The following is a 19,544-nucleotide window of genomic DNA, read 5'->3' as shown; positions in this document are numbered from 1 at the left end:
GCTCAGGGTCGGGACGACGCCCCGGCATGACGCCGACGAATCGCCCGCGTGGACGGCACGCCCACCCTGTGCCGTCGCCATGGACGGAGGGTGCTCGACTCATCTGATGTGTTTCGGGACGCCCCTTCGATCCTGCCGAGGTCAGAAGCCCCGGAAGACACCGTTGTCGGTGGCATTCTCGAAGTCCTCCCAATCCATGTTGGCGAGGGAGATATTGTTCTCGACGGACCACAGTTCTGTGGCTACGACTCGGAGTCGGCCGTGCTCCTGCCCGGCCTCACCCTCCCCGCTTTCGTCGTTCTCGTCGGAGAGCAGGAGGGCCAGCAGCGGCATCTCCGGCGCCGTGAGGGAGGTCTTGTCGGCCACGATGAGAAGGTCGGTGTCCAGCTCGCGTGCGGCCGAGAGGATCTGTTCGGTCGTCAGGTCGCGATAGGCGAGTTCGTCCACGGGGTGGACGTTCGCCAGGAAGCCGTCCTGGTTCGGTGTGGTGACGGTCGTGAGCAGGGCTTGCCAAGCGGTCGGGTCGGAGAAGTCGGTGCGGATCAGCAGGGTTTCGTCCGTGTCCGGCAGGCTCTTCACGAGTCCTCCCCTTGCGGGCGGGTTCGGGGCGGCGGCGGGCTCGGCCACCGCCTCGCCGTCGCGCCAGACGATGGTGCCGTCGGCACGGCACAGGATCACTCCGCCCTCCTCGACACGCAGTTCGTCGGCCGGTCCGCCCAGCGGTGGGCGTTCGTCGCCAAGAACGCGCAGCATGCCGTCCTCGTCGAGCCGCAGTCCGGGCTCGGCCGCTTCGCCGAGGTGCGCGTACCAGAGCCAGGTCTGGTCGGCCCCGAACAGAACGAGGCGGCGTTCGTCCCAGTGCCCGAGCACGGTGCTTCCGTCGAGGGAGGTGAGGGAGTGCCGTCCGAGTGTCTGTCCTCGGCGCAGCACGGCACCCCGCGGGGCGTCGGCCGCGGGCCCGTGGCATCCCGTGTGGATGCCTGTGGACCACACCGACCGGCCGTCCACGTCACGCAGTTCGGCGCGACCGTCATCTCCGACCACGAGCCGGCGGGCTCCCGAACCGGATGGGCCGGAGCTCCACACCGGGACACCATGGGTGTTGCGGACTGAGAGGACGCCGTCCTCGGAGAGCTCGGCCCATCCTCCGTCCACCCATCCCGTGCCGGTCGACCACACGGCACGGGACTCGGTGTGGCAGTACAGAGTCAGGTCGCCGTTGCCTTGGTGGGCCAGGGTGTGCGTACCGCTGGGAGACGTCAGGGACTGGTTGCGCAGGCGCCCTCCCGCCTCCAGCGCGGGCCCACCGTACGCGTAGGGCTCTCCCAGGGGGACCGGTCCATGCGGGCGTTGGGTGCCCTCGTGCCACAGGACGGTCCCGGCGGAGTCGACCAGGCACAGCAGCAAGCTCTTGGACTTCGAACCACCCGCCAGGTGCCGGCGCCAGGTGAGCACGGTGTCTTCCTGTTCGAACCAGTCGACCAAGGGACGGGTCAGCGCGTAGCTCTTTCCCCCGCTCTTCCCGTACTCGCAGACCCGCAGCCATCCGTCCTGCTCGCGGGCCACTGTCCGCCGCGTCTTCCCCTCCTTGACGAGATAGGTGTCCCGGGTGATGGCAGCCGCGGGCGCGGCGTCTCCGAGCGGCACAGGGTGGGTGAGTCCGGTGCGTATGTTGCCCAGGCGGACGTGTGTGCGGTCCAGGAGTTCCAGTTCTCCGGCGTCCGTGAGGGTGAGGTACTGGGCCCCGGGCGCGGCGAAACCGGAGCGCCAGACCGTTTCGTCGTCCTCCCCGCCCTCGACGACGACCTCGTACCCGTGTCCGAGAAGCAGTTGTCCAGTTGCGCCCGCACGCCAGACGACCTGATCGCGGTCGGTGTCGGTGATCACGGCGATACCCTCCGAGTCGCACCGCAGCACGAACCTCTCGGAGGGGGACGTCAGCTGGACATCGGGGTAAAGACGTTCGAACATGGGCAGTTCACGCACAGGAACCCTCTTCTCCTACCGGGCGACGCCAGGTCAGGGTGGCGTCGGTGAAACGGATTCTGCCGGACGCCACTGACAACGGGCCTGGTTGGCCTGACGGCCCTGCCCTGACACCCCTGCCGCACACCCTGAGCTGCCCCGAGTTTCGTAGAGATCCGGTGATCTTGGTTCAGGCGGGCCCCGGGGTCTGCTCCTTGCTTCGCCGGAGGGCTCCCTCGTACTCGGCGGGCGAAACGTAGTCGAGCGCGGAGTGAAGACGTTCTCCGTTGTACCAGGTGATCCATTGGAAGATCGCCCGTTCGACCTGGTGACGTCCTTCCAGGGGTGCTGCGTCTCTATGAGTTCGGCCTTGGAGGTGTCGTTCAGTGCCTCGGCCATCGCGTTGTCATACGAGTCCGCGCCCGACCCGACGGAGGCGAAGGTACCGATGTCTGCGAGCCGGTCGGTATACCGAATTGACACGTATCGCGACCCGCGGTCGCTGTGACGGATGAGGTCGGAGCCCCTCGTGATCCTCGGCCTCCACAATGCCATTTCCAGTGCGTCCAGCGGCAGTTCCGTTCGGGTCCAGCATCGCGAAGACGGCCTGTAGGCAGTCGGTCATGGCGGTCATGCCTCTCGAAGATGCTTGCCGGGAATCGTTCGTGCCAGCATCGAGCGCCTTTCCTGTCGACGGCTGGCCGGGGTCCTCGTTGTCCATGGCATGGAGGTGGGGCGGCAACTGGTGCCAGACGGGTTGTTGGGAGCTTTTCCTTTGCGTGATCCCCGGGGCGCGTGTCCCATGACTAACAAAATGTCCGCCGAACTGACCGAAGAATCCGTCCCAACCTGGCGAATGGAAACGGATATATCCCCTACATCGGCGTGAGCATCTGATCAGATGCCCTGCTGGTGGTGTGTGCTGATGCGGCGGATGCCGTACGTGGCTGCGCCGATGAAGAGGACGGCGGCTCCGGTGAGCACGGAGGACGGCGGCAGGGCGAGGGCCAGGACGAGGCATCCCGCCACGCCGGTGACTGGGACGATCCGCGCCGGGCGGCCTTCGGCGGGGGTCAGGGTCCAGGCGGAGGCGTTGGCGATGGCGTAGTAGGCCAGGACACCGAATGAGGAGAACCCGATAGCTCCTCGTACGTCCGTGGTTGCGGCGGCCACGGCGACCACGGCGCCGACGAGGAGTTCGGCCCGGTGGGGGACTTTGAAGCGCGGGTGGACGGTGGCCAGGGCGTGGGGGAGGTGGTGGTCGCGGGCCATGGCCAGGGTGGTGCGGGAGACGCCGAGGATGAGGGAGAGCAGGGAGCCGAGGGCGGCGACGGCCGCGCCGACGCGTACGACGGGGACGAGCCAGTCGGCGTCTGCTGCCCGGGCGGCGTCCGCGAGCGGGGCCTCGGAGGAGGCGAGTGGGCCGGGGCCGAGGACGAGGAGGACGGAGACGGCGACGAGGGCGTAGACGACGAGGGTGATGCCGAGGGCGATCGGGATGGCCCGAGGAATGGTGCGGGCCGGGTCAAGGGCCTCCTCGCCGAGGGTAGCGATGCGGGCATATCCGGCGAACGCGAAGAACAGCAGCCCGGCCGCCTGCAGTACACCGGTGACCGTGGCGTCGGCGCCGATCCCCAGGCGCGCCGTGTCCACCCCGTCGGACACCAGGGAGGCGGTCGCGACGGCGGCGAGCACCGCCAGGACGACCGCCACGATGCCGCGGGTGAGCAGGGCGGACTTCTGGATGCCCGCGTAGTTGACGGCGGTCAGGGCCACCACGGCGGCCACCGCGACCGCGTGCGCCTGGCCCGGCCAGACGTAGGAGCCGATGGTCAGCGCCATCGCCGCGCAGGAGGCGGTCTTGCCCACGACGAACGCCCAGCCGGCCAGGTAGCCCCAGAAGGGGCCGAGCCGTTCGCGCCCGTAGACGTAGGTGCCGCCCGAGGCCGGGTAGAGGGCGGCGAGCCGGGCCGAGGAGGTGGCGTTGCAGTAGGCGACGACCGCGGCCAGGGCCAGTCCGAGCAGCAGGCCGGATCCGGCGGCGCGGGCTGCGGGGGCGAGCGAGGCGAAGATCCCGGCGCCGATCATCGACCCCAGGCCGATCATCACCGCGTCCGGCACGCCAAGGCGCCGCCGGAGTTCGTCCGGGAGCCCGACTGCGGGCGGAGGCATGCTGCTCACGGCGTTCTCTCCTTGCCGAATGCGCACCGCGGACAGTTCGGCGGTGCGCGGGCACGATAAGCGATCGACCTGAACAGCACGCGGCTTGCCCCGCCTGTGGGCCGGGGTACTGGTGTCGAGCGGGTCGCGCCTGGGCCTTCTTCGGTCAGCAGTTGGACCAGCTCGTCGGGGCGCCCCGGTTGGTCACGAGCTGCAGCAGCCGCCTGCTGGAGCCTCTTCGGCAGTTGCGCCGACCGTGGCGGGAGTGCCGAGCTGGGCGAGAGGCGGGGTGGTCGCGCAGCAGCCTTCGCTGTCCGTTTCCCTGGTGTCGGAGGTGTCGAAAAGGCCGGCTCCGCCGCAGACTCCGGTCTCGGGGAGGGTGAGTTCGACGCGGTCGGCGGAGGCGAGGTCGCCGGCGATCGCGGCGGCTACCGAGCGGACCTGCTCGTAGCCGGTCATCGCGAGGAACGTCGGGGCGCGGCCGTAGGACTTCATACCGACGAGGTATACGCCGGGTTCGGGGTGGGAGAGCTCGCGGTGGCCGTGGGGGTAGACGGTGCCGCAGGAGTGCTGGTTGGGGTCGATCAGCGGCGCGAGCTCGGCCGGGGCCTGGAGGCGCTCGTCGAGGTCCAGGCGCAGTTCGTTGAGGAAGGACAGGTCGGGGCGGAAGCCGGTCAGCACGATCAGCTCGTCGACGGAGTCCAGGCGGCGGCCGTCCTCGCCGACGAGGGTCAGGCGGCCGTCGGTGTCGCGTTCGACCGCTTCGGTGCGGAAGCCGGTCACGGCGTCGGCGTGGCCCTCGTCGACTGCGGCCTTCGCTGCGAGGCCCAGGGCGCCGCGGGCGGGGAGCTGGTCGGCTTCGCCGCCGCCGAAGGTGGAGCCGGAGATGCCCCGGCGCAGGATCCAGACGCCCTTGGTGCCTGTGCCGTCCTTGGACTTGGCGAGGTCGGCGAGGTAGGCGAGGGCGGTGAACGCGGAGGCCCCGGATCCGATCACGGCGGTGCGCCTGCCTGCGTAGCGGGCGCGGGTGGCGGGGTTCTTGAGGTTCGGGATGCGGTAGGTGATCCGGTCGCTGGCCGCGTGTTCCCCGAGGGCGGCCAGGCCGCTGCCGCCGGCCGGGCTGGGTGTGGCCCATGTGCCGGAGGCGTCGATGACCGAGCGGGCGAAGATGCGTTCCTCGCGGCCGTCGGCGTGGGTGAGGTGCACGACGAAGGGCTGCTGCTCGCGGTCGGCGTCGACGATGCGGTCGCGGCCGGTACGCGAGACGCCGGTGACCGTGGTGCCGAGGCGGACCCGGTGGCCGAGGGTGTCGGCGAGCGGCTGGAGATACTGCTCGGCCCAGTCGCCGCCGGAGGGATAGGTGTCAGGGTCGGGGCGGGTCCAGCCGGTGGAAGCGAGGAGCTTCTCGGCAACCGGGTCGATGACCTCGCCCCAGGTGGAGAACAGTCGCACGTGAGCCCACTCGCGCACTGCGGCGCCGGCCTGCCGGCCGGCTTCCAGAACGAGGGGTTCGATGCCCTGGTCGAGCAGGTGGGCGGCGGCGGCCAGGCCGGAGGGGCCTGCTCCGATCACGGCGACGGGCAGCTCGGGGGTGGCGGGCGCGTTCACGGTGGCTCCTTGCGTGGTTCGACATCTGTCGATGGCTTGCGCGGCCCAGCGTCGCACCTGTATTGATGGGTGTCAACATAGACGTATATCGAATTCGTCGGATGGTTCACGGAGCACATCAACGTCGCCGTCATCGGTGGCGGCCAGTCCGGACTCGCCACCGCCCGCGCGCTGCTGGGTCGCGGGCTGCGGCCGATGGTGGTGGAGGCGTCCGACCGTGCGGCCGGATCGGGGCGGCGCTCCTACGACAGCCTCACGCTGTTCTCGCCGGCCCGGTGCAACTCCCTGCCCGCTATGCCGTTCCCGGCGCCGACCGGGACCGCTGCCCGCATCGCGACGAGGCCGTCGCCTACCTCACCGGCTGTGCCGACCGTCTGGACGCCGGCATCTGCGTCGCTGCACGGTGTCGGCCGGGAGGCGGAGCAGATCGCCCGGCGCGTGGCCGCCCGGCTCGTGTGCCGATGGCGACCCTCCCCAGGCTGGTTCGACGTGTGTCAACATAGGCTTATGTCGAATGTGCAGGAGCTGCCGCTCCTCGACCCCACGGGTGGCCAGGGTGTGGTGCCGTGCTGCCCGCCGCTGACCGAGCGCCCCATGAGTGCCACGGAGGCCGAAACCGCTGCGCGGATGTTCAAGGCGCTCGGTGACCCGGTGCGGCTGCGGCTCTTCTCCGCCGTCGCCTCGCACGAGGGCGGGGAGGCGTGCGTGTGCGACATCTCCGACGTCGGCGTCTCCCAGCCCACCGTCTCCCACCACCTGAAGAAGCTCAAGGAGGCCGGTCTGCTCACCTCCGAGCGGCGCGGCACCTGGGTGTACTACCGGGTCGAGCCATCGGTGCTCGCGGCGATGGGCCAGTTGCTGGCCATGCCGGCCGCGGCCTGACAGCCAGACGGAAAGGGGGCGGGTGCGGTGGGCGGGGTACTGAGTGCGGTGGTCGTGCCACTGGCGGCGGAGCACGCCGAGCAGGTGCTGGCGATCTACCAGGCGGGTGTCGACGAAGGGAACGCCACCTTCGAGACCACCGCCCCGGCGTGGGAAGCGTTCGACGCGGCGAAGCTGCCCGAGCACCGCTTCGCCGCCGTCGAGGGGAACGGGAAGGTGCTGGGGTGGGTTGCGGCGAGCCGGGTTTCCGACCGGTGCTCGTACGCGGGGGTGGTCGAGCACTCCGTCTACGTCCATCCGGCGGCTCGCGGTCGCGGGATCGCTTCCACCCTGCTCAGGGCGCTGATCGAATCGACCGAGCGGGCCGGTATCTGGACCGTCCAGTCCGGGATCTTCCCCGAGAACGCCGCCAGCCTCGCCGTGCATGAGCGGGCCGGCTTCCGGGTCATCGGCACGCGGGAGCGGATCGGGCGCCATCACGGCGTCTGGCGCGATGTCGTCCTTGTCGAGCGCCGCAGCCCGGCCATCACTTGAGCGTCAGCTCGACTGTACGGTCTTATGTGCATCGCGGGCAGGGCGACCGACGCCGATGAGTGTGGCTGACGCCGGGCCGGTCCGGTCGCCTGAGCCGAGCCGCTCCAGTATCCGATCGGCTGAGTGGCCAGCATGTCATCGGTGGCGGCAGGGTTCGCCGGTGCCTGGTCAGCGGCCGTAGCCATCAGCGATTCCATGATCGCGACGCTACATTTTCCCCGGAGCGCTGAACCACCGGAATGGACTATTCACTGCAACTCGTCCTGGGTGTGAGCCGGAACGCCGACCACCGTCATCCTCAGGGCCGCCGCGGCCTCACGACATCCGACCCGGCCCGACGCGGCGACTGCTGACGACCGCTCGCCCCCCGCGGCCAGCTGGTCGATTCACGAAACCGCAGTGGACTATTAGGACGTCGGGAAGGAAGGGCGCGTCCAGTTGCTCGTGGCGCTGATGACCGCACGGGCTCGCCAGGTGCCCGCGTCGGCCTCGACCCGGAGCGTCGCGGCGCACGGCGCCCGCGCGGGCGCCGTGCAGGATGGTCAGGCGCGTAGCGCTTCTCGTAGTCGGCGAGGTAGTCGAGGCCGCGTCAGCGCAGGTGGTAGCCGGCGGCAAGCCCTGCCTGGCCGCCGCCGACCACCACCACATCCGTGTGCTGGGTCACGGGGAGGTCGTCACCGCGCCCGGGGCGAACTTCCGTCGCCAGGCGAGCGCGACGTAGACCAGGCCGATCAGGACCGGGACCTCGATGAGCGGTCCGACGACGCCGGACAGCGCCTGGCCGGAGGTGACGCCGAAGGTGGCGATGGCGACCGCGATGGCCAGCTCGAAGTTGTTGCCCGCCGCGGTGAACGCCAGGGTCGTGGTGCGGTCGTAGGCCAGGCCCAGGCCCTTGCCGAGGAGGAACGTGCCGAAGAACATGACCGCGAAGTACACCAGCAGCGGCAGCGCGATCCGGGCCACGTCCAGCGGCTGCGAGGTGATGGTCCTGCCCTGGAGGGCGAAGAGGATGACGATCGTGAACAGCAGCCCGTACAGGGCCCACGGGCCGATCATCGGCAGGAACTTCGCCTCGTAGTCCTCGCGGCCCATCTTCTGCTCGCCGATGCGGCGGGTCAGGAAGCCGGCCAGCAGCGGGATGCCGAGGAAGATGATCACGTTCAGTGCGATGTGCCAGACGGACACGTCCAGGCCCTGGCCGTCGCCGAGGTTCATCCACCGGGGCAGCAGGTCGAGGTAGAACCAGCCGAGCAGGCCGAACGCGATCACCTGGAAGACGGAGTTCAGGGCGACCAGGACGGCGGCGGCCTCACGGTCGCCGCAGGCGAGGTCGTTCCAGATGATGACCATGGCGATGCACCGGGCGAGACCGACGATGATCAGACCGGTGCGGTACTCGGGCAGATCCGGCAGGAAGATCCACGCCAGGGCGAACATCACCGCCGGGCCGACGATCCAGTTGATGACCAGCGAGGAGACCAGGAGCTTGCGGTCGCTGGTCACGCGGTCGAGCCGGTCGTAGCGGACCTTCGCCAGGACCGGGTACATCATCACGAGCAGGCCGAGGGAGATCGGCAGGGAGATCCCGCCGATCTCGATCTTCGCGAGCGCGTCGTTCATCCCAGGGATCAGGCGGCCCAGGCCCAGACCGACGGCCATGGCGAGCAGAATCCACACCGCGAGGTAGCGGTCGAGGGCGGAGAGCTTCCTTACGATCGAGTCGCCGCCCCCACCGCCCTTCGGAGCGGAGGCGGTGGTGGGCTCGGTGGAGGTCACGGGCAGGCCCTCTTGTTCTCGGCGGCGCTACGGGCCGAGGCAGCGAGCTCGGCGAACTGCTCGGACAGGCCGGCCAGGACCTCGGGCTTGAGCTTGTAGTAGGTGAAGCGGCCGCACGGCTCGGTCTCCACGATCCCGGCCTCGCGCAGCACCTTCATGTGGTTGGACAGATTGGTCTGCTTGGCTCCGGTCTCCTCGACCAGGTGCGTCGTGCAGAGCGTCTCGCGCGCGAGCAGGGTCACGATCTTCAGGCGGAGCGGATCGCCCAGCACCCGGATCACATCAGGATCGACTGAAGTCAGCATGCGCTGATACTCTCACATCACTATCTGCTGATACCAGCAGGGGCTGAAGTCATTGGCGGCTGGGTTCCGCCATGCGACGAGAGAGAGCGATCACCATGGCCGACAAGCCGTCCGTCCTGTTCGTCTGCGTCCACAACGCCGGCCGCTCCCAGATGGCCGCCGCGTGGCTGACCCACCTGGCCGGCGACCGCGTCGAGGTCCGCTCCGCAGGCTCCAACCCCGGCGACCGGGTCAACCCGGCCGCCGTCGAGGCCATGGCCGAGGTCGGCATCGACATCTCCGCCGAGACGCCGAAGATCCTCACCGTCGACGCGGTCCGCGAGTCGGACGTCTGCATCACCATGGGCTGCGGCGACACCTGCCCCGTCTTCCCCGGCAAGCGCTACCTCGACTGGAAGCTGGAGGACCCGGCCGGCCAAGGCGTCGAGGCCGTCCGCCCGATCCGCGACGAGATCAAGACCCTGGTCGAGGGCCTGATCGCCGAAATCGCCCCGGCGAAACCGGAGGCGGCGGCGTGAGTGGGATACGCGACGCTGTCATCATCGGCTCCGGCCCCGCCGGATACTCCGCCGCGCTCTACGCCGCCCGAGCCCAGCGGCGGCCCCCTGCTTTCGGTTAGCGGCATCGTCATCGGTGGCTCCCTCACGACCACCACCGAGGTCGAGAACTTCCCCGGTCTCCCCGACATGGTCTCCGCGACGGGTATGCCGAGCCGGGACGGGGGCTCGCCACTCTCGAGGCTGCGCCATGGCGGGCGACTGGCGAGACCGGTCACGGGCCGTTGGTTCCGTGCTGCGGATGGGCCAACGCGAAAGGAGACCCTGATCGACCTCGGTGGACGGCTGACGCTCTTTCCGGCCCGCGCTTCCCTTCGCTGGGTGCCCGGTTTCCTTCACCGCCCCGAGCAGGACTGAGCTGGAGATGGCAACCGGCCGGCATCGACCGGTTGAGAGCGGCGGCGACGCTGCGCCTGCTCGCCGGCGCCTCGCGGTTGGAGGAGGCCGCAACCCGGATGCGGGAGGCATGGCAGACCTCACCGACGAGGTGTGGTTACCGGACAGGGCTGCCGTTGCCGAAGGCGCCCGAGCTCAACCCGGCAAAAGTGTCCGTCCGGAACGGCGCGCAAGCTTTGCTCGGACCTGGCACCGGCGAGGTCACCACAGAGCAAGATCAGTTATGGGACAGCCCTCAGTGTCGGGCCATGTCCTCGATCAAGTGCCCGCGTTGACTGAAAACGCGGTGCGTGCTGTGGCCGCCGTTCGTCGGCTTCGTGATGAGTGGCAGCCAGAGGTAGGGCGCGGTCGCGGCGCATGTTCCGGGTCTGTCCTCGCCCGGCGACGCGCTCCTCAGCGGAGGTGAGAGGGCTGGCGAGGGCAACGATCCCACCCGACCCCTGCGCGCGCCGCCAAGGGCTTCCATCGCCGAAGTCGATAGGCGGGGCTGTCCTCGGGGTTGCCTTAACGGAGTTGGGTGGACACGAACCGGGACAACCCTGACCGCCAGGTGCGGTTGAGCTTCTTCGGTGGGTGAGCCGATCTGGTTGCACGAGAGGCGGGAAGTCCGGCCGCACCAGCGGGACGCTCGGACGGTATGTCCGAATCATGATCCGCTGGGCAATGATCGGCATCATGGGTCGGCGGATCACGCGCACCGGCCCCGCCACCCGGCCAGGTCCCCGACCACTCACCCCAATCCCGGTATTCGGGGCAGACGACCGGCTCATCGGTGATCGGCCGGCTCGGTCCTCATCATCACCGAGAAGGAGCGCCTCCAGCGCGAGCAGATCCGCGTCATCGAGTTGCGGTACCGTCCAGCCGCTTGCCTGAGCATGTGCGATGAACGGCGGGTCGAGCGCCACGTGGTAGTGCTCGACGTAGTGCGCCAGGTCCGAGTACCAGAACCAGTGCCCGTCCGTCAGCAGGTGCAGCCCGCCGATCACAGAGTTGCCGGGGGTGAGAACGTCATGCACGAGCGTGGTTGTCGCGGCCAGCAGGGCACCGCTCAGCAAGTATGTGACCAGTTCACAGGCGTTTGAGGGCGCCTCGGCCCCGACTGCGGAGCGCAGCGACGGACCATCTGGGCTGCCGTGCTCAAGCTCTCCGAAGTCGCCGACGAAAGGGACTCGTGCATGACTCACCAGCAGAGGCTAGAGCCTGTCTGGCAATTCCCCTCCAGTCAGCGAGGTTCGGCCGAGTTGGCAATCGGGAGGTGCGCCGACCGTCCGGCGGGGTTACCGGGCAGGGCCTACGAACGGCGGGCCAGCAGATGGGCGTCGAGGAAGCCCCTTTCGGAGGCTGGATCGTGGAGCAACCGGGCGAAGGGAACGAGCCCGGTGTCGGCCAGCAGTTCGGCGAGGCGATCCGTCGGCCAGCTGTAGGCGGGCGCCACCTTGTGGTCGAAGCGGACCGGTTCTTGTTCGTCGGTCCCGAAGAAGGAGACCAGGAGCAGACCATCCGGCGCCAGGACGCGTGCCTGCTCGGCGATCAGCTCCGGTAGTTCTCCCGGAGGGGTGTGGATCATTGAGTAGTGGGCCAGTACGCCGCCGAGGGCGGCGTCCTCGATCGGCAGGGATTCCATCCGCGCCTCTTGGAAGCGCAGCGCCGGGTGGGCCTGTCGGGCGTGGTCGATCATGCCGGGGGCGAGGTCGAGTCCGAAGGCGTCCAGGCCGAGTTCGTGCAGCATGGCTGTCAGATGTCCGGGCCCGCACCCGACGTCCGCTGCCCGCGGGTTGCCTGTCGCGCGCACCAGTTCGGCGAAGGTGCCGATCATGGCCCGGGAGAAAGGCTGTGTCTCCAGCCGGTTTGCGAACAGCGATGCGTACAGCTCGACGACTCCGTCGTAGGCCGTCCTGGTCTCGTCCTGATGATTCACCACGGGCAGGACTCTATAGCCGGTCTGATAATTGATCTTGTGTCAGGTCGAGGTGAGTTGACGGAGGCGGCATGGGGGCGGATAGAGCACCCTTTTGCCCAAGGCGGACGGACGGGGCCGTCCGTGGCGTGATCACCGGCAGGTGGTCAACGGAGTGCTGTGGCGGCTACGGACCGGGGCTCCTTGGCGCGACCTGCCCGAGCGGTATGGGCCGTGGCAGACCGTCTACGAGCGGTTCGCCCGCGGGGAGGCCGATGGCACGTGGGCGAAGCTGCTGGAGCATGTCCAGGTCCATGATGACGCGGGGGGCCGGGTGGAGTGGATCGTCGCCGTTGACTCCACGATCAACCGGGCCCATCAGCACGCCGCGGGCGCCCGTAAAAGGGGGACGCAGACAGGGACGAACCGGAAGATCCGGGCCGCTCGCAGGCGCATCAGGCACTCGGTCGGTCCCGGGGCGGGCTGACCGCCAAGGTCCATCTTGCCGTCGACGGCCGGGGACTGCCGCTGTCGATCGTGCTCACACCCGGAAACGTCAACGACGCCTCCGCGTTCGCCGACGCACGGGGTTCGCACCCCGTGCGTCGGCACGGGTCGCCCGCGCACGACACCGACCGTGTGCTGGGTGACAAGGCATACTCCAGCAGGGCCGTCCGTCATCTGCTGAGGCGTCGGGGCATCGCCGCCACGATCCCGAGCGCCGCGACCAGGTGGCCAACCGCCGACGCAGGGGGCGCGTCGGTGGCCGGCCACCCGCCTTTGGCAGGGAGATCTATCGCGACCGCAACGTGGTCGAACGATGCTTCGCTCGCCTCAAGCAGTTCCGTGCGATCGCAACCAGGCTCGACAAGCTCGCGGACCGCTACCGCGCGGGAGTCGTCCTCGCCTCCCTGATCCTCTGGTTCCGCGAAACGGCCAGGTGATCATTTGTCGGACAGGCTCTAGAGCACCTCCTCACTCGCGTTCCATTGGAGATCTCAAACGCGGCCTCAAAGAGCGTTTTGCTCCGGCTTAGGTGCTTCATTGCAGTTCGGGCGACGGGCCGCTTCAGGCTGGCTGAGCCAGCAGACGTCTCTTGTGACAGGTGATGCGGATGACGGCTTTCGAGGGTCCGCTTCGGTCCGTTCGCTCCTGTCTGATCCCAACACGCCCCCGCTCACGCCTGTTTGCGCCCTGTAGCGGGACGGCGGCCATCGGTACTACGGAAACATGCCTCGCCGACAGCGGCCGTACCCGAGTGACCTGTCCGATGCTCGTTGGGAACTGCTCGAACCAACCCTGACAGCCTGGCGAGCAGAACGCAGAGGGAAGGGCCTGGACATCGGGCGGCCGCCCGAACACGACCTGCGCCGGATCATGGACGCCATCCTCTACGTCGACCGGACCGGCATCCCCTGGCGCTACCTCCCACACGATTTCGCCCCGTGGGAAACCGTTTACGGATACTTCGCCGCCTGGCAGAAGGACGGCGTCTTCGACCAGCTCAACGGACTCCTGCGACATCTGGTCCGGAAGGCCGAGGGCCGAGACGCCGAGCCCAGCGCCTGCATCCTCGACGCCCAGAGCATCAAGACCTCGGCCAACGTGCCCGCGGCCGGCCAGGGCATCGACGCGGGCAAGAAGATCGCGGGCCGCAAACGCCACATCGGCGTTGACACACTCGGCCTCCTCCTGGCCGTGCTGGTCACCGCCGCCAGCGTCTCCGACAACGCCGGCGGAATCCGCCTGCTCTCGAACATCGCCGAAGGCAGCCCCCGCATCACGAAGGCGTGGGCCGACAGCGGCTACCGCACCAAGGCCATCGACCACGGCGCCCGCCTCGGTATCGACGTCGAAGTCACCCGCCGCGACCCCGCCCAGAAGGGCTTCAAGGTGATCCCGCGGCGCTGGGTCGTCGAGCGGACCTTCGGCTGGCTCATGCACCACCGCCGCCTCGCCCGCGACTACGAAACCCACCCTCACCGCTCCGAAGCCATGATCAACATAGCGATGATCGACCTCATGAGCCGCAGACTCACCCGCGAATCGACCCACAACTGGCGCGACAGCTGAACGGCGGCAGCGTCGGGCTCCTGTGAATCACAGCAGGTAGGGCCACAGGCTGACGCTGTTCCGCTCCACGCTGATCTCGACCCACGTTCCATCGACAGCAGTCGATGGCGGCGGGTCGGCGAGGTCGAAAAGGATGTGGGTTCCGGCTACTTCCAACGTGGCTCCGCCATCGCCCGTCAGGCCCAACCGCCCCCGAAAGACGATCCGGTCGCCTTCCTTCTCATCCACCCCGGGTGAAATTGAAGTGGCCGGTCGAGTGTTGCCGCCCCAGGCCGCGTCCTCTTCAACCGTCCACTCCACGTGATGTTCGCGGCCCACTCCCGTCGGACCGCCGCACCAGAACGCCGCGGCGGCACCCACCTCCGAGCGCACCCGAACCGTCGCGCGCCCGTCGGCGACCTTCCCCACCGCTTCCACTTGGACCAACACCCCGCAATCATCCACGCCAGCGCTGCGTTCCCAAACACTCCTGCCAGGACAAAACGCTCTTTCAGAGAAGGCCCCCGTCAGTGATCTCGATACCGGGAAAGGCCGCCTCATAAGGGGTCGCTGTCTCCAGGTCCATCACCGCCTCCTGCGTATTGACGACGACCCGGGGCAGTCCCGGGAAGCGGTCCCGAAGCTGACGCAGTGCCTCGACATCGCGCCAGAGTGGGGTACAAAACTCCACAACACCAGGCAGTTCTGGTACGTCCGACGTTGGGAGCGGGATCAGGCCAGCGTAGGAAAAGGCGCTTGAGGAAAGGGAGTTGTGTGACCTCCTGCCAGTCCTCGTCGGTGAGTGCCGTCGCGAGCGACTCAACGACGACTGACCGTCGGCTCCACTCTGAAACGGTCAGTAAGGAGCCCAGTCCAGGGTCTGGGCTCACGGTTTGTCTTAACGGAGTTTCGCGGATACGAACCGGCGCAACCTGGACCGCCAGGTGCGGCTGAGCTTCCTCGGCTGACCAAGGCTGTTCAGCTGGGACGTGCCGCCGATTCCCCGTACCACGCGCGCTCGAACGGAGAGAAGGAGTGCGTGGCAGGGACGCCAATGCGATCGAACGGCTCTACCGCGGTTCCGTCTACCGCGAGGCGTCCTCCAGCGTCTGCACCTCCGGGGGAAGCTCCGTCCCGTCGTAGGACACGAAGATCTCCACGTCGTCCGGACCGTCGCCCACCGCGATCGCCACGTCCGCCGAGACACCCTTCACCTCATAGGCCGCCTTGTCCGGCCCTCTCTTCTCCCTGTCCGCTCCATGCTGATCGCATGTCGGCTGGACGGCGGTACCGACGTGCCTGCCGGCCTCGACGGGGAAGTCCCCGACGTCCCGGTACTCCCTGCCCTCGAAGGTGAAGTACCGGGCACAGGTCGACGACTTCTGCGTACTCGTCCCGCTGTCCGGTCCGCAAGCGGTGCCGCCGCAGACGAGAAGCGCGACCATCAGCGTGCGCACGCAGTGCTTGGCGAACATCGTTCCGCCTCCTAGGCGAATCAGCCGGTCCTCAAGGGCGTAGTTGACCGAGTCGACCAGCTGACGCCCCTTCTTGAGAATCGGCTCGCCGGGGCTTCGGGTCGGCTGGCGCCCATGGCATCAGCATTCCCGCGGGGGCGTGGACCAGGCCGCACGGCACCGGGGCCGAGTCCGTGATCCGTACCGTGTCGTGCCAGAAGTCGGTGTGCCCGGATGAAACTCAAGGAACTGGCCCAGCGCGGCGTCTGCGGCGCGACCCCGGCTGTCCGGCGGGCGGGGTGATCGACGGCCGGGGAGCGCGCGAGCGATGGCCGGTCAGAGAGGCCGACGGCATGGTGGAGTGCACGCGTGGTGTGCCGATCGTCCTGCATCGGCCATCGGTCATCGGCCCCTTGGCGTTGGGCGGCCGACGGGTCGCGGTTCACCGCCACGGCCGTGACGCGGTCCTGGGCATCGCCTGCTCGGACCGCGACCTGGTCGAGCGGTGAGGCATCGCAGCGGGACGTTTGCCCCTCCGGGCCTGGGCTGGGGAGTGGGGACCCGGGGCCTTGACCCCGGATGTTGAACACACGAGACACTGGGTCCTGAGGATCTGAGAACGGACATCTCGTGGTCATGAAGAACTATCCGCCGGAGTTCAAGGCGGATGCGGTCGCGCTGTACGAGTCGCGGCCGGAAGCGACGATCAGGTCGGTCGCAGCTGATCTGGGGATCAACCCGGGGACGCTGCGGAACTGGGTTCGGGCAGCTGGGGTGAGCCGTCCCCGAGGACGGCGGACGCAGGAACCGTCGCTGCCGCCGGCACCGCTGGAGGCGGAGAACGCCGCCTTGCGGAAGAAGGTCCGTGAGCTGGAGGAGGAACGGGAGATCCTGCGGAAGGCGGCGAAGTATTTCGCCGGGGAGGCGCGCTGGTGAACCGCTTCCAGTGTGTCGCCGACCTCCAGCGCCGTTACGGCGTGAAGCGGCTCTGCAGCATCCTCGGCGTGAGCCGCTCGAGCTTCTACTACTGGCGCCGGACGGCTGCGGACCGGGCCGCCCGGCAGGTGGCCGACGCCCGCCTGGCGGCCCGGATACGGGCGGTGCACCAGGAATCGGACGGCACCTACGGAGCCCCGAGGATCACCGCCGAGCTCCGCGAGGAGAACGGTGTCGCGGTCAACCACAAGCGCGTCGCCAGGATCATGCGGGCGTCCGGGATCGAAGGAGTCCGGTTGCGCCGCCGGCACCGCACCACTGTCCCCGACCCGGCCGCCGCCAAGGCCCGGGACCTGATCGGCCGCGACTTCACCGCAGGCCAGCCGAACACGAAGTACGTCGGCGACATCACCTACCTGCCCATCGAGGGCGGGAAGTTCTGCTACCTGGCGACCGTCATCGACCTCGCATCACGCCGTCTGGCCGGCTGGGCTATCGCCGACCACATGCGCGCGGACCTCGTCACCGACGCCCTGGCCGCGGCGATCCGAACCCGCGGCAGCCTCGCCGGATCGATCATGCACACCGACCACGGAGCTCAGTACACGAGCAGGATTTTCGCCGAAGCCTGCAGGTCAGCAGGGGTGCGGCGAAGCATGAGCGCGGTCGGGTCCAGCGCGGACAACGCACTCGCCGAGTCCTTCAACGCGACCTTCAAACGCGAGACCCTGCAAGGACGAAAGAGCTGGCCGACCGAGCGCGAGGCCCGACTCGACGCCTTCCGATGGCTCCATCGCTACAACACCCGACGCCGACACTCCCGCCTCGGACAACGATCACCCATCGCCTTCGAGAACGCCCTCCACCGCACACCAACTACGCTGGCACAAGCCGCATAACCCGTGTTCAGGATTCGGGGTCAAGGCCCCCGTGTTGGTGTGGCGAGGGCTTTGCCGGCCCGAAGCGGTTGCCTCGGTGGGATGCATCATCCGATTGGTCTGGGGTTGTCCACAGGGAGTGTGCGGGATGGGGGCCGGGACGACCCGGACCGTCAGGTGCCGTTGCGTCTCCTGGGCTGATCGCGATCACTGCTGGAGGCGCCCGGATCCTGTCGGCAGCTGCACTTGCCGATTGGTAACCCATGGGTTACCAATAAGGGGTGGACCCGTTCATCGCACTGGCCGACCCCGTACGCCGTGATCTGCTGCGCGCACTCGCCTCCGGCCCGGCCCGGGTGGTCGACCTCGCAGCACGGCATCCGATCAGCCGGCCCGCGGTGAGCAAGCATCTGCGACTGCTCACCGAGGCAGGGCTTGTCACGGTCGAGGACCGCGGTCGCGAGCGCCACTACGCACTCGCCCGCCCGGGTCTCGCCCCGGTCCGCGCCCTGCTCGACGAGCTCGCCGGGCGCCGCCCCCCGATCCCCGAGAGCGCCTTCGACGCCCTCGACCTGGAGGTCCGCAGAACTGTCCACGACCGCCGGGCCGGCACCGACGCCGTTCCCGGTACCGGAAGAACTCAGGAGGAATCCGCATGACCAGCACCCCCACCGGGCGTCGCGTGACCATCGACGGCCTGGACAGCATCGCCTTCGACCGCACCTTCCGGGCCGGCATCGAGGACGTCTGGGCGGCGGTCACCGAGTCGGACCGTCTGGCCCGATGGATCGGCGAATGGACCGGCGACCCGTCGACCGGCTCGGTCGACTTCCGGATGCTCTACGAGGGCGACGAGCACCAGGCCGAGGTCTTCACCATTCAGGAGTGCCAGGCCCCTCGCCGGCTGGTCCTCATCTCGCAGGTGCCTGGCGAGGAAGCCGTCTGGCACATCACTCTCACGCTCGTCGAGCACGAGGGCGCCACCACGCTCACCTTCACCCAGTCCGTCGGTGACGACCCGGCGATGGCGGGCGGCGTGGGCCCCGGCTGGGACTACTACCTCGACCGGCTCGTCGCCGCCGAGACCGGCGGTGACCCGGCATCCGTCGATTTCGGCGACTACCACCCGGTCCACCAACAGCACTACCTCGACCTGTTCAGCTGAGCTCAAGGACGGCGCCCTGGCCGAGGAGCCGGTTTCCGCTTACCGGGAAGGCGGGTCGGCCACGTCCGGGCCGCGATGCCCGTCGGCCGAGCCGGTGAGCAGGCCCGCGTTCTGGGCGCGCAGCACCGCGCTGAGCCGGTCGGCGGCCCCGAGCTTCCGGTACAGCGCGTTCAGGTGCTTGTGGACGGTGCGCGGCGAAATGCCGAGCCTGCGGCCGATCACCTCGGCGGTCAGCCCCGTGGCCAGCAGATGCAGCACGTTGGTTTCGCGTGGGGTCAACGGTGTTGCCAGAGCGTGGTTGGCCTGCCGCCTGTGATCGCTGCCGGAGGACTTGCGCAGTGCCGTCAGGAGAGCCCGGTGCGCCGTCGCGGCCTTGAGGAGCGGCTGGACGCGTGCGCCGTAGCGCTCATCGTGCCGGGAGAAGTCGCCGCCGGAGCGGTGCACCAGGAACCCGCTCACGTGCGGTCCCCTCTCCGGCAGCGGCAGGCCGAACACGTGCCGTGTCCCGAACGCCTGGCGCAGAGCGTCGGCGGTCGGACTGTTCTGCCAGGTCCGCGTCCCCACCACCCGTGCGGCGCTCTGCGGTGTCCAGTCGGAGCTGGCCCCGTAACGGTCGATGAAGGGGTACCCCGAGCGGATGTGAGCCTGCACCGAGTCGTCGTCGACGCCGGCTTCCGGCAGAGGTCGCGGGGACCGGATCACCACGCTGCCCTGCTCAGGTGTCCACGGCACCTCCTTGACCACGATCAGCTCCCCGTCGAGCGCCGTGAGCAGTTCTCCGGTGAGCAAGGGCCAGACGGACTCGGGGGCCTCGGCGCTCATCACCTCGACCGCCAGGTCCAGCATGCGTGCGTACCGATCCGGCATGACGACTTCCCCCGATGTCCCCGTGAATGTCCCGCTTCACCGTAACCCGCCGTTGTCCATACGCAGTTCTCCCCATGGTGCGGCACAAGGCGCCCCGCCACCATCGGCTATG

General features: G+C 68.8%; 18 protein-coding genes and 4 pseudogenes. 10 read left to right on the top strand and 12 right to left on the bottom strand.

Going from position 1 to position 19,544, the window contains the following annotated elements:
• Nucleotides 1–141: 141 nt before the first annotated feature.
• From WQO_RS03285 to WQO_RS03270, 4 genes are all read right to left on the bottom strand, one after another.
• A complete protein-coding gene (locus WQO_RS03285) occupies nucleotides 142–1,986 on the bottom strand; it encodes a DUF6924 domain-containing protein (RefSeq protein ID WP_058953858.1) in 1,845 nt (614 codons plus the stop codon).
• 169 nt (nucleotides 1,987–2,155) lie between these two features.
• Nucleotides 2,156–2,266 carry a hypothetical protein gene (locus WQO_RS34700; protein ID WP_237274203.1) on the bottom strand — a complete coding sequence of 37 codons (111 nt, stop codon included), beginning with the start codon at nucleotides 2,264–2,266 and terminating at the stop codon, nucleotides 2,156–2,158.
• Nucleotides 2,267–2,862: 596 nt separating this feature from the next.
• Nucleotides 2,863–4,137 (bottom strand): APC family permease, encoded by a 1,275-nt coding sequence (locus tag WQO_RS03275; RefSeq protein WP_050992229.1) that lies wholly within the window; start codon nucleotides 4,135–4,137, stop codon nucleotides 2,863–2,865.
• 192 nt (nucleotides 4,138–4,329) lie between these two features.
• Entirely contained in the window at nucleotides 4,330–5,733 is a 1,404-nt protein-coding gene (locus WQO_RS03270) for an NAD(P)-binding domain-containing protein (RefSeq protein WP_010056703.1), read from the bottom strand.
• Between the two features lie 87 nt (nucleotides 5,734–5,820).
• Here WQO_RS03270 and WQO_RS37245 point away from each other — a divergent pair.
• The 3 genes and pseudogenes from WQO_RS37245 to WQO_RS03260 form a co-directional block, all read left to right on the top strand.
• Nucleotides 5,821–5,922: pseudogene (locus WQO_RS37245) on the top strand (hypothetical protein); the annotation flags it as partial.
• Nucleotides 5,923–6,240: 318 nt separating this feature from the next.
• Nucleotides 6,241–6,615: an ArsR/SmtB family transcription factor gene (locus tag WQO_RS03265; protein WP_029181934.1), complete on the top strand. Its 375-nt coding sequence runs from the start codon at nucleotides 6,241–6,243 to the stop codon at nucleotides 6,613–6,615.
• 27 nt (nucleotides 6,616–6,642) lie between these two features.
• A complete protein-coding gene (locus tag WQO_RS03260; RefSeq protein ID WP_010056700.1) occupies nucleotides 6,643–7,149 on the top strand; it encodes a GNAT family N-acetyltransferase in 507 nt (168 codons plus the stop codon).
• Nucleotides 7,150–7,235: 86 nt separating this feature from the next.
• On the opposite strand, the pseudogene WQO_RS36665 reads toward WQO_RS03260, so the two are convergent.
• The 4 genes and pseudogenes from WQO_RS36665 to WQO_RS03250 all read right to left on the bottom strand — a co-directional run.
• Nucleotides 7,236–7,346 (bottom strand): annotated as a pseudogene (locus WQO_RS36665) (MarR family transcriptional regulator); the annotation flags it as partial.
• A 219-nt stretch (nucleotides 7,347–7,565) separates the two neighbouring features.
• Nucleotides 7,566–7,813: pseudogene (locus WQO_RS36660) on the bottom strand (FAD-binding protein); the annotation flags it as partial.
• Nucleotides 7,810–8,925, bottom strand: a complete 1,116-nt coding sequence (arsB, locus tag WQO_RS03255) for an ACR3 family arsenite efflux transporter (protein WP_058953857.1) — start codon at nucleotides 8,923–8,925, stop codon at nucleotides 7,810–7,812. The gene arsB and the pseudogene WQO_RS36660, both read right to left, overlap by 4 nt.
• Nucleotides 8,922–9,230, bottom strand: coding sequence for an ArsR/SmtB family transcription factor (locus WQO_RS03250; RefSeq protein WP_010056698.1), 309 nt, complete (start codon nucleotides 9,228–9,230; stop codon nucleotides 8,922–8,924). Before WQO_RS03250 ends, arsB begins: the two co-directional genes overlap by 4 nt.
• Before the next feature lie 95 nt (nucleotides 9,231–9,325).
• On the opposite strand from WQO_RS03250, the gene WQO_RS03245 reads away from it, so the two are divergent.
• The gene (locus WQO_RS03245; RefSeq protein WP_010056697.1) at nucleotides 9,326–9,748 is read left to right on the top strand and encodes an arsenate reductase ArsC; all 423 of its coding nucleotides are present in this window, start codon (nucleotides 9,326–9,328) and stop codon (nucleotides 9,746–9,748) included.
• Between the two features lie 1,726 nt (nucleotides 9,749–11,474).
• Here the strand turns inward: WQO_RS03245 and WQO_RS03240 are convergent.
• Nucleotides 11,475–12,104 carry a class I SAM-dependent methyltransferase gene (locus tag WQO_RS03240; protein ID WP_010056695.1) on the bottom strand — a complete coding sequence of 210 codons (630 nt, stop codon included), beginning with the start codon at nucleotides 12,102–12,104 and terminating at the stop codon, nucleotides 11,475–11,477.
• A gap of 36 nt (nucleotides 12,105–12,140) precedes the next feature.
• Here WQO_RS03240 and WQO_RS34670 point away from each other — a divergent pair.
• Nucleotides 12,141–13,046 (top strand): annotated as a pseudogene (locus WQO_RS34670) (IS5 family transposase).
• Between the two features lie 264 nt (nucleotides 13,047–13,310).
• A complete protein-coding gene (locus WQO_RS03225) occupies nucleotides 13,311–14,153 on the top strand; it encodes an IS5 family transposase (RefSeq protein WP_058953856.1) in 843 nt (280 codons plus the stop codon).
• A gap of 27 nt (nucleotides 14,154–14,180) precedes the next feature.
• On the opposite strand, the gene WQO_RS03220 is transcribed toward WQO_RS03225, so the two are convergent.
• Together WQO_RS03220 and WQO_RS03210 are read right to left on the bottom strand one after the other, a co-directional pair.
• Nucleotides 14,181–14,561, bottom strand: coding sequence for a hypothetical protein (locus WQO_RS03220; RefSeq protein ID WP_237274094.1), 381 nt, complete (start codon nucleotides 14,559–14,561; stop codon nucleotides 14,181–14,183).
• A gap of 656 nt (nucleotides 14,562–15,217) precedes the next feature.
• On the bottom strand, nucleotides 15,218–15,607 hold the full coding sequence (locus WQO_RS03210; protein WP_010062567.1) for a DUF6281 family protein: 390 nt from the start codon (nucleotides 15,605–15,607) through the stop codon (nucleotides 15,218–15,220).
• A gap of 332 nt (nucleotides 15,608–15,939) precedes the next feature.
• Here WQO_RS03210 and WQO_RS36085 point away from each other — a divergent pair, with 332 nt between their 5' ends.
• From WQO_RS36085 to WQO_RS03190, 4 genes are all read left to right on the top strand, one after another.
• Nucleotides 15,940–16,095 (top strand): hypothetical protein, encoded by a 156-nt coding sequence (locus WQO_RS36085; RefSeq protein WP_010062568.1) that lies wholly within the window; start codon nucleotides 15,940–15,942, stop codon nucleotides 16,093–16,095.
• Nucleotides 16,096–16,216: 121 nt separating this feature from the next.
• A protein-coding gene (locus WQO_RS03200) for an IS3 family transposase (RefSeq protein ID WP_107115794.1) occupies nucleotides 16,217–17,421 on the top strand; the annotation gives its coding sequence in 2 pieces (ribosomal slippage) (nucleotides 16,217–16,511 and nucleotides 16,511–17,421; 1,206 coding nt in all).
• Between the two features lie 260 nt (nucleotides 17,422–17,681).
• Nucleotides 17,682–18,059 carry an ArsR/SmtB family transcription factor gene (locus tag WQO_RS03195; RefSeq protein ID WP_010062571.1) on the top strand — a complete coding sequence of 126 codons (378 nt, stop codon included), beginning with the start codon at nucleotides 17,682–17,684 and terminating at the stop codon, nucleotides 18,057–18,059.
• Nucleotides 18,056–18,565, top strand: coding sequence for an SRPBCC family protein (locus tag WQO_RS03190; RefSeq protein ID WP_010062572.1), 510 nt, complete (start codon nucleotides 18,056–18,058; stop codon nucleotides 18,563–18,565). Before WQO_RS03195 ends, WQO_RS03190 begins: the two co-directional genes overlap by 4 nt.
• 39 nt (nucleotides 18,566–18,604) lie before the next feature.
• On the opposite strand, the gene WQO_RS03185 is transcribed toward WQO_RS03190, so the two are convergent.
• Complete coding sequence (locus tag WQO_RS03185) at nucleotides 18,605–19,432, bottom strand: helix-turn-helix transcriptional regulator (RefSeq protein WP_010062574.1); 828 nt, start codon at nucleotides 19,430–19,432, stop codon at nucleotides 18,605–18,607.
• Nucleotides 19,433–19,544: the final 112 nt, after the last annotated feature.

The sequence above is a fragment of the Streptomyces globisporus C-1027 genome, from assembly GCF_000261345.2.
In the GTDB taxonomy this organism is placed as follows: domain Bacteria; phylum Actinomycetota; class Actinomycetes; order Streptomycetales; family Streptomycetaceae; genus Streptomyces; species Streptomyces pakalii.
This window is presented reverse-complemented; position numbering and strand designations above follow the sequence as displayed.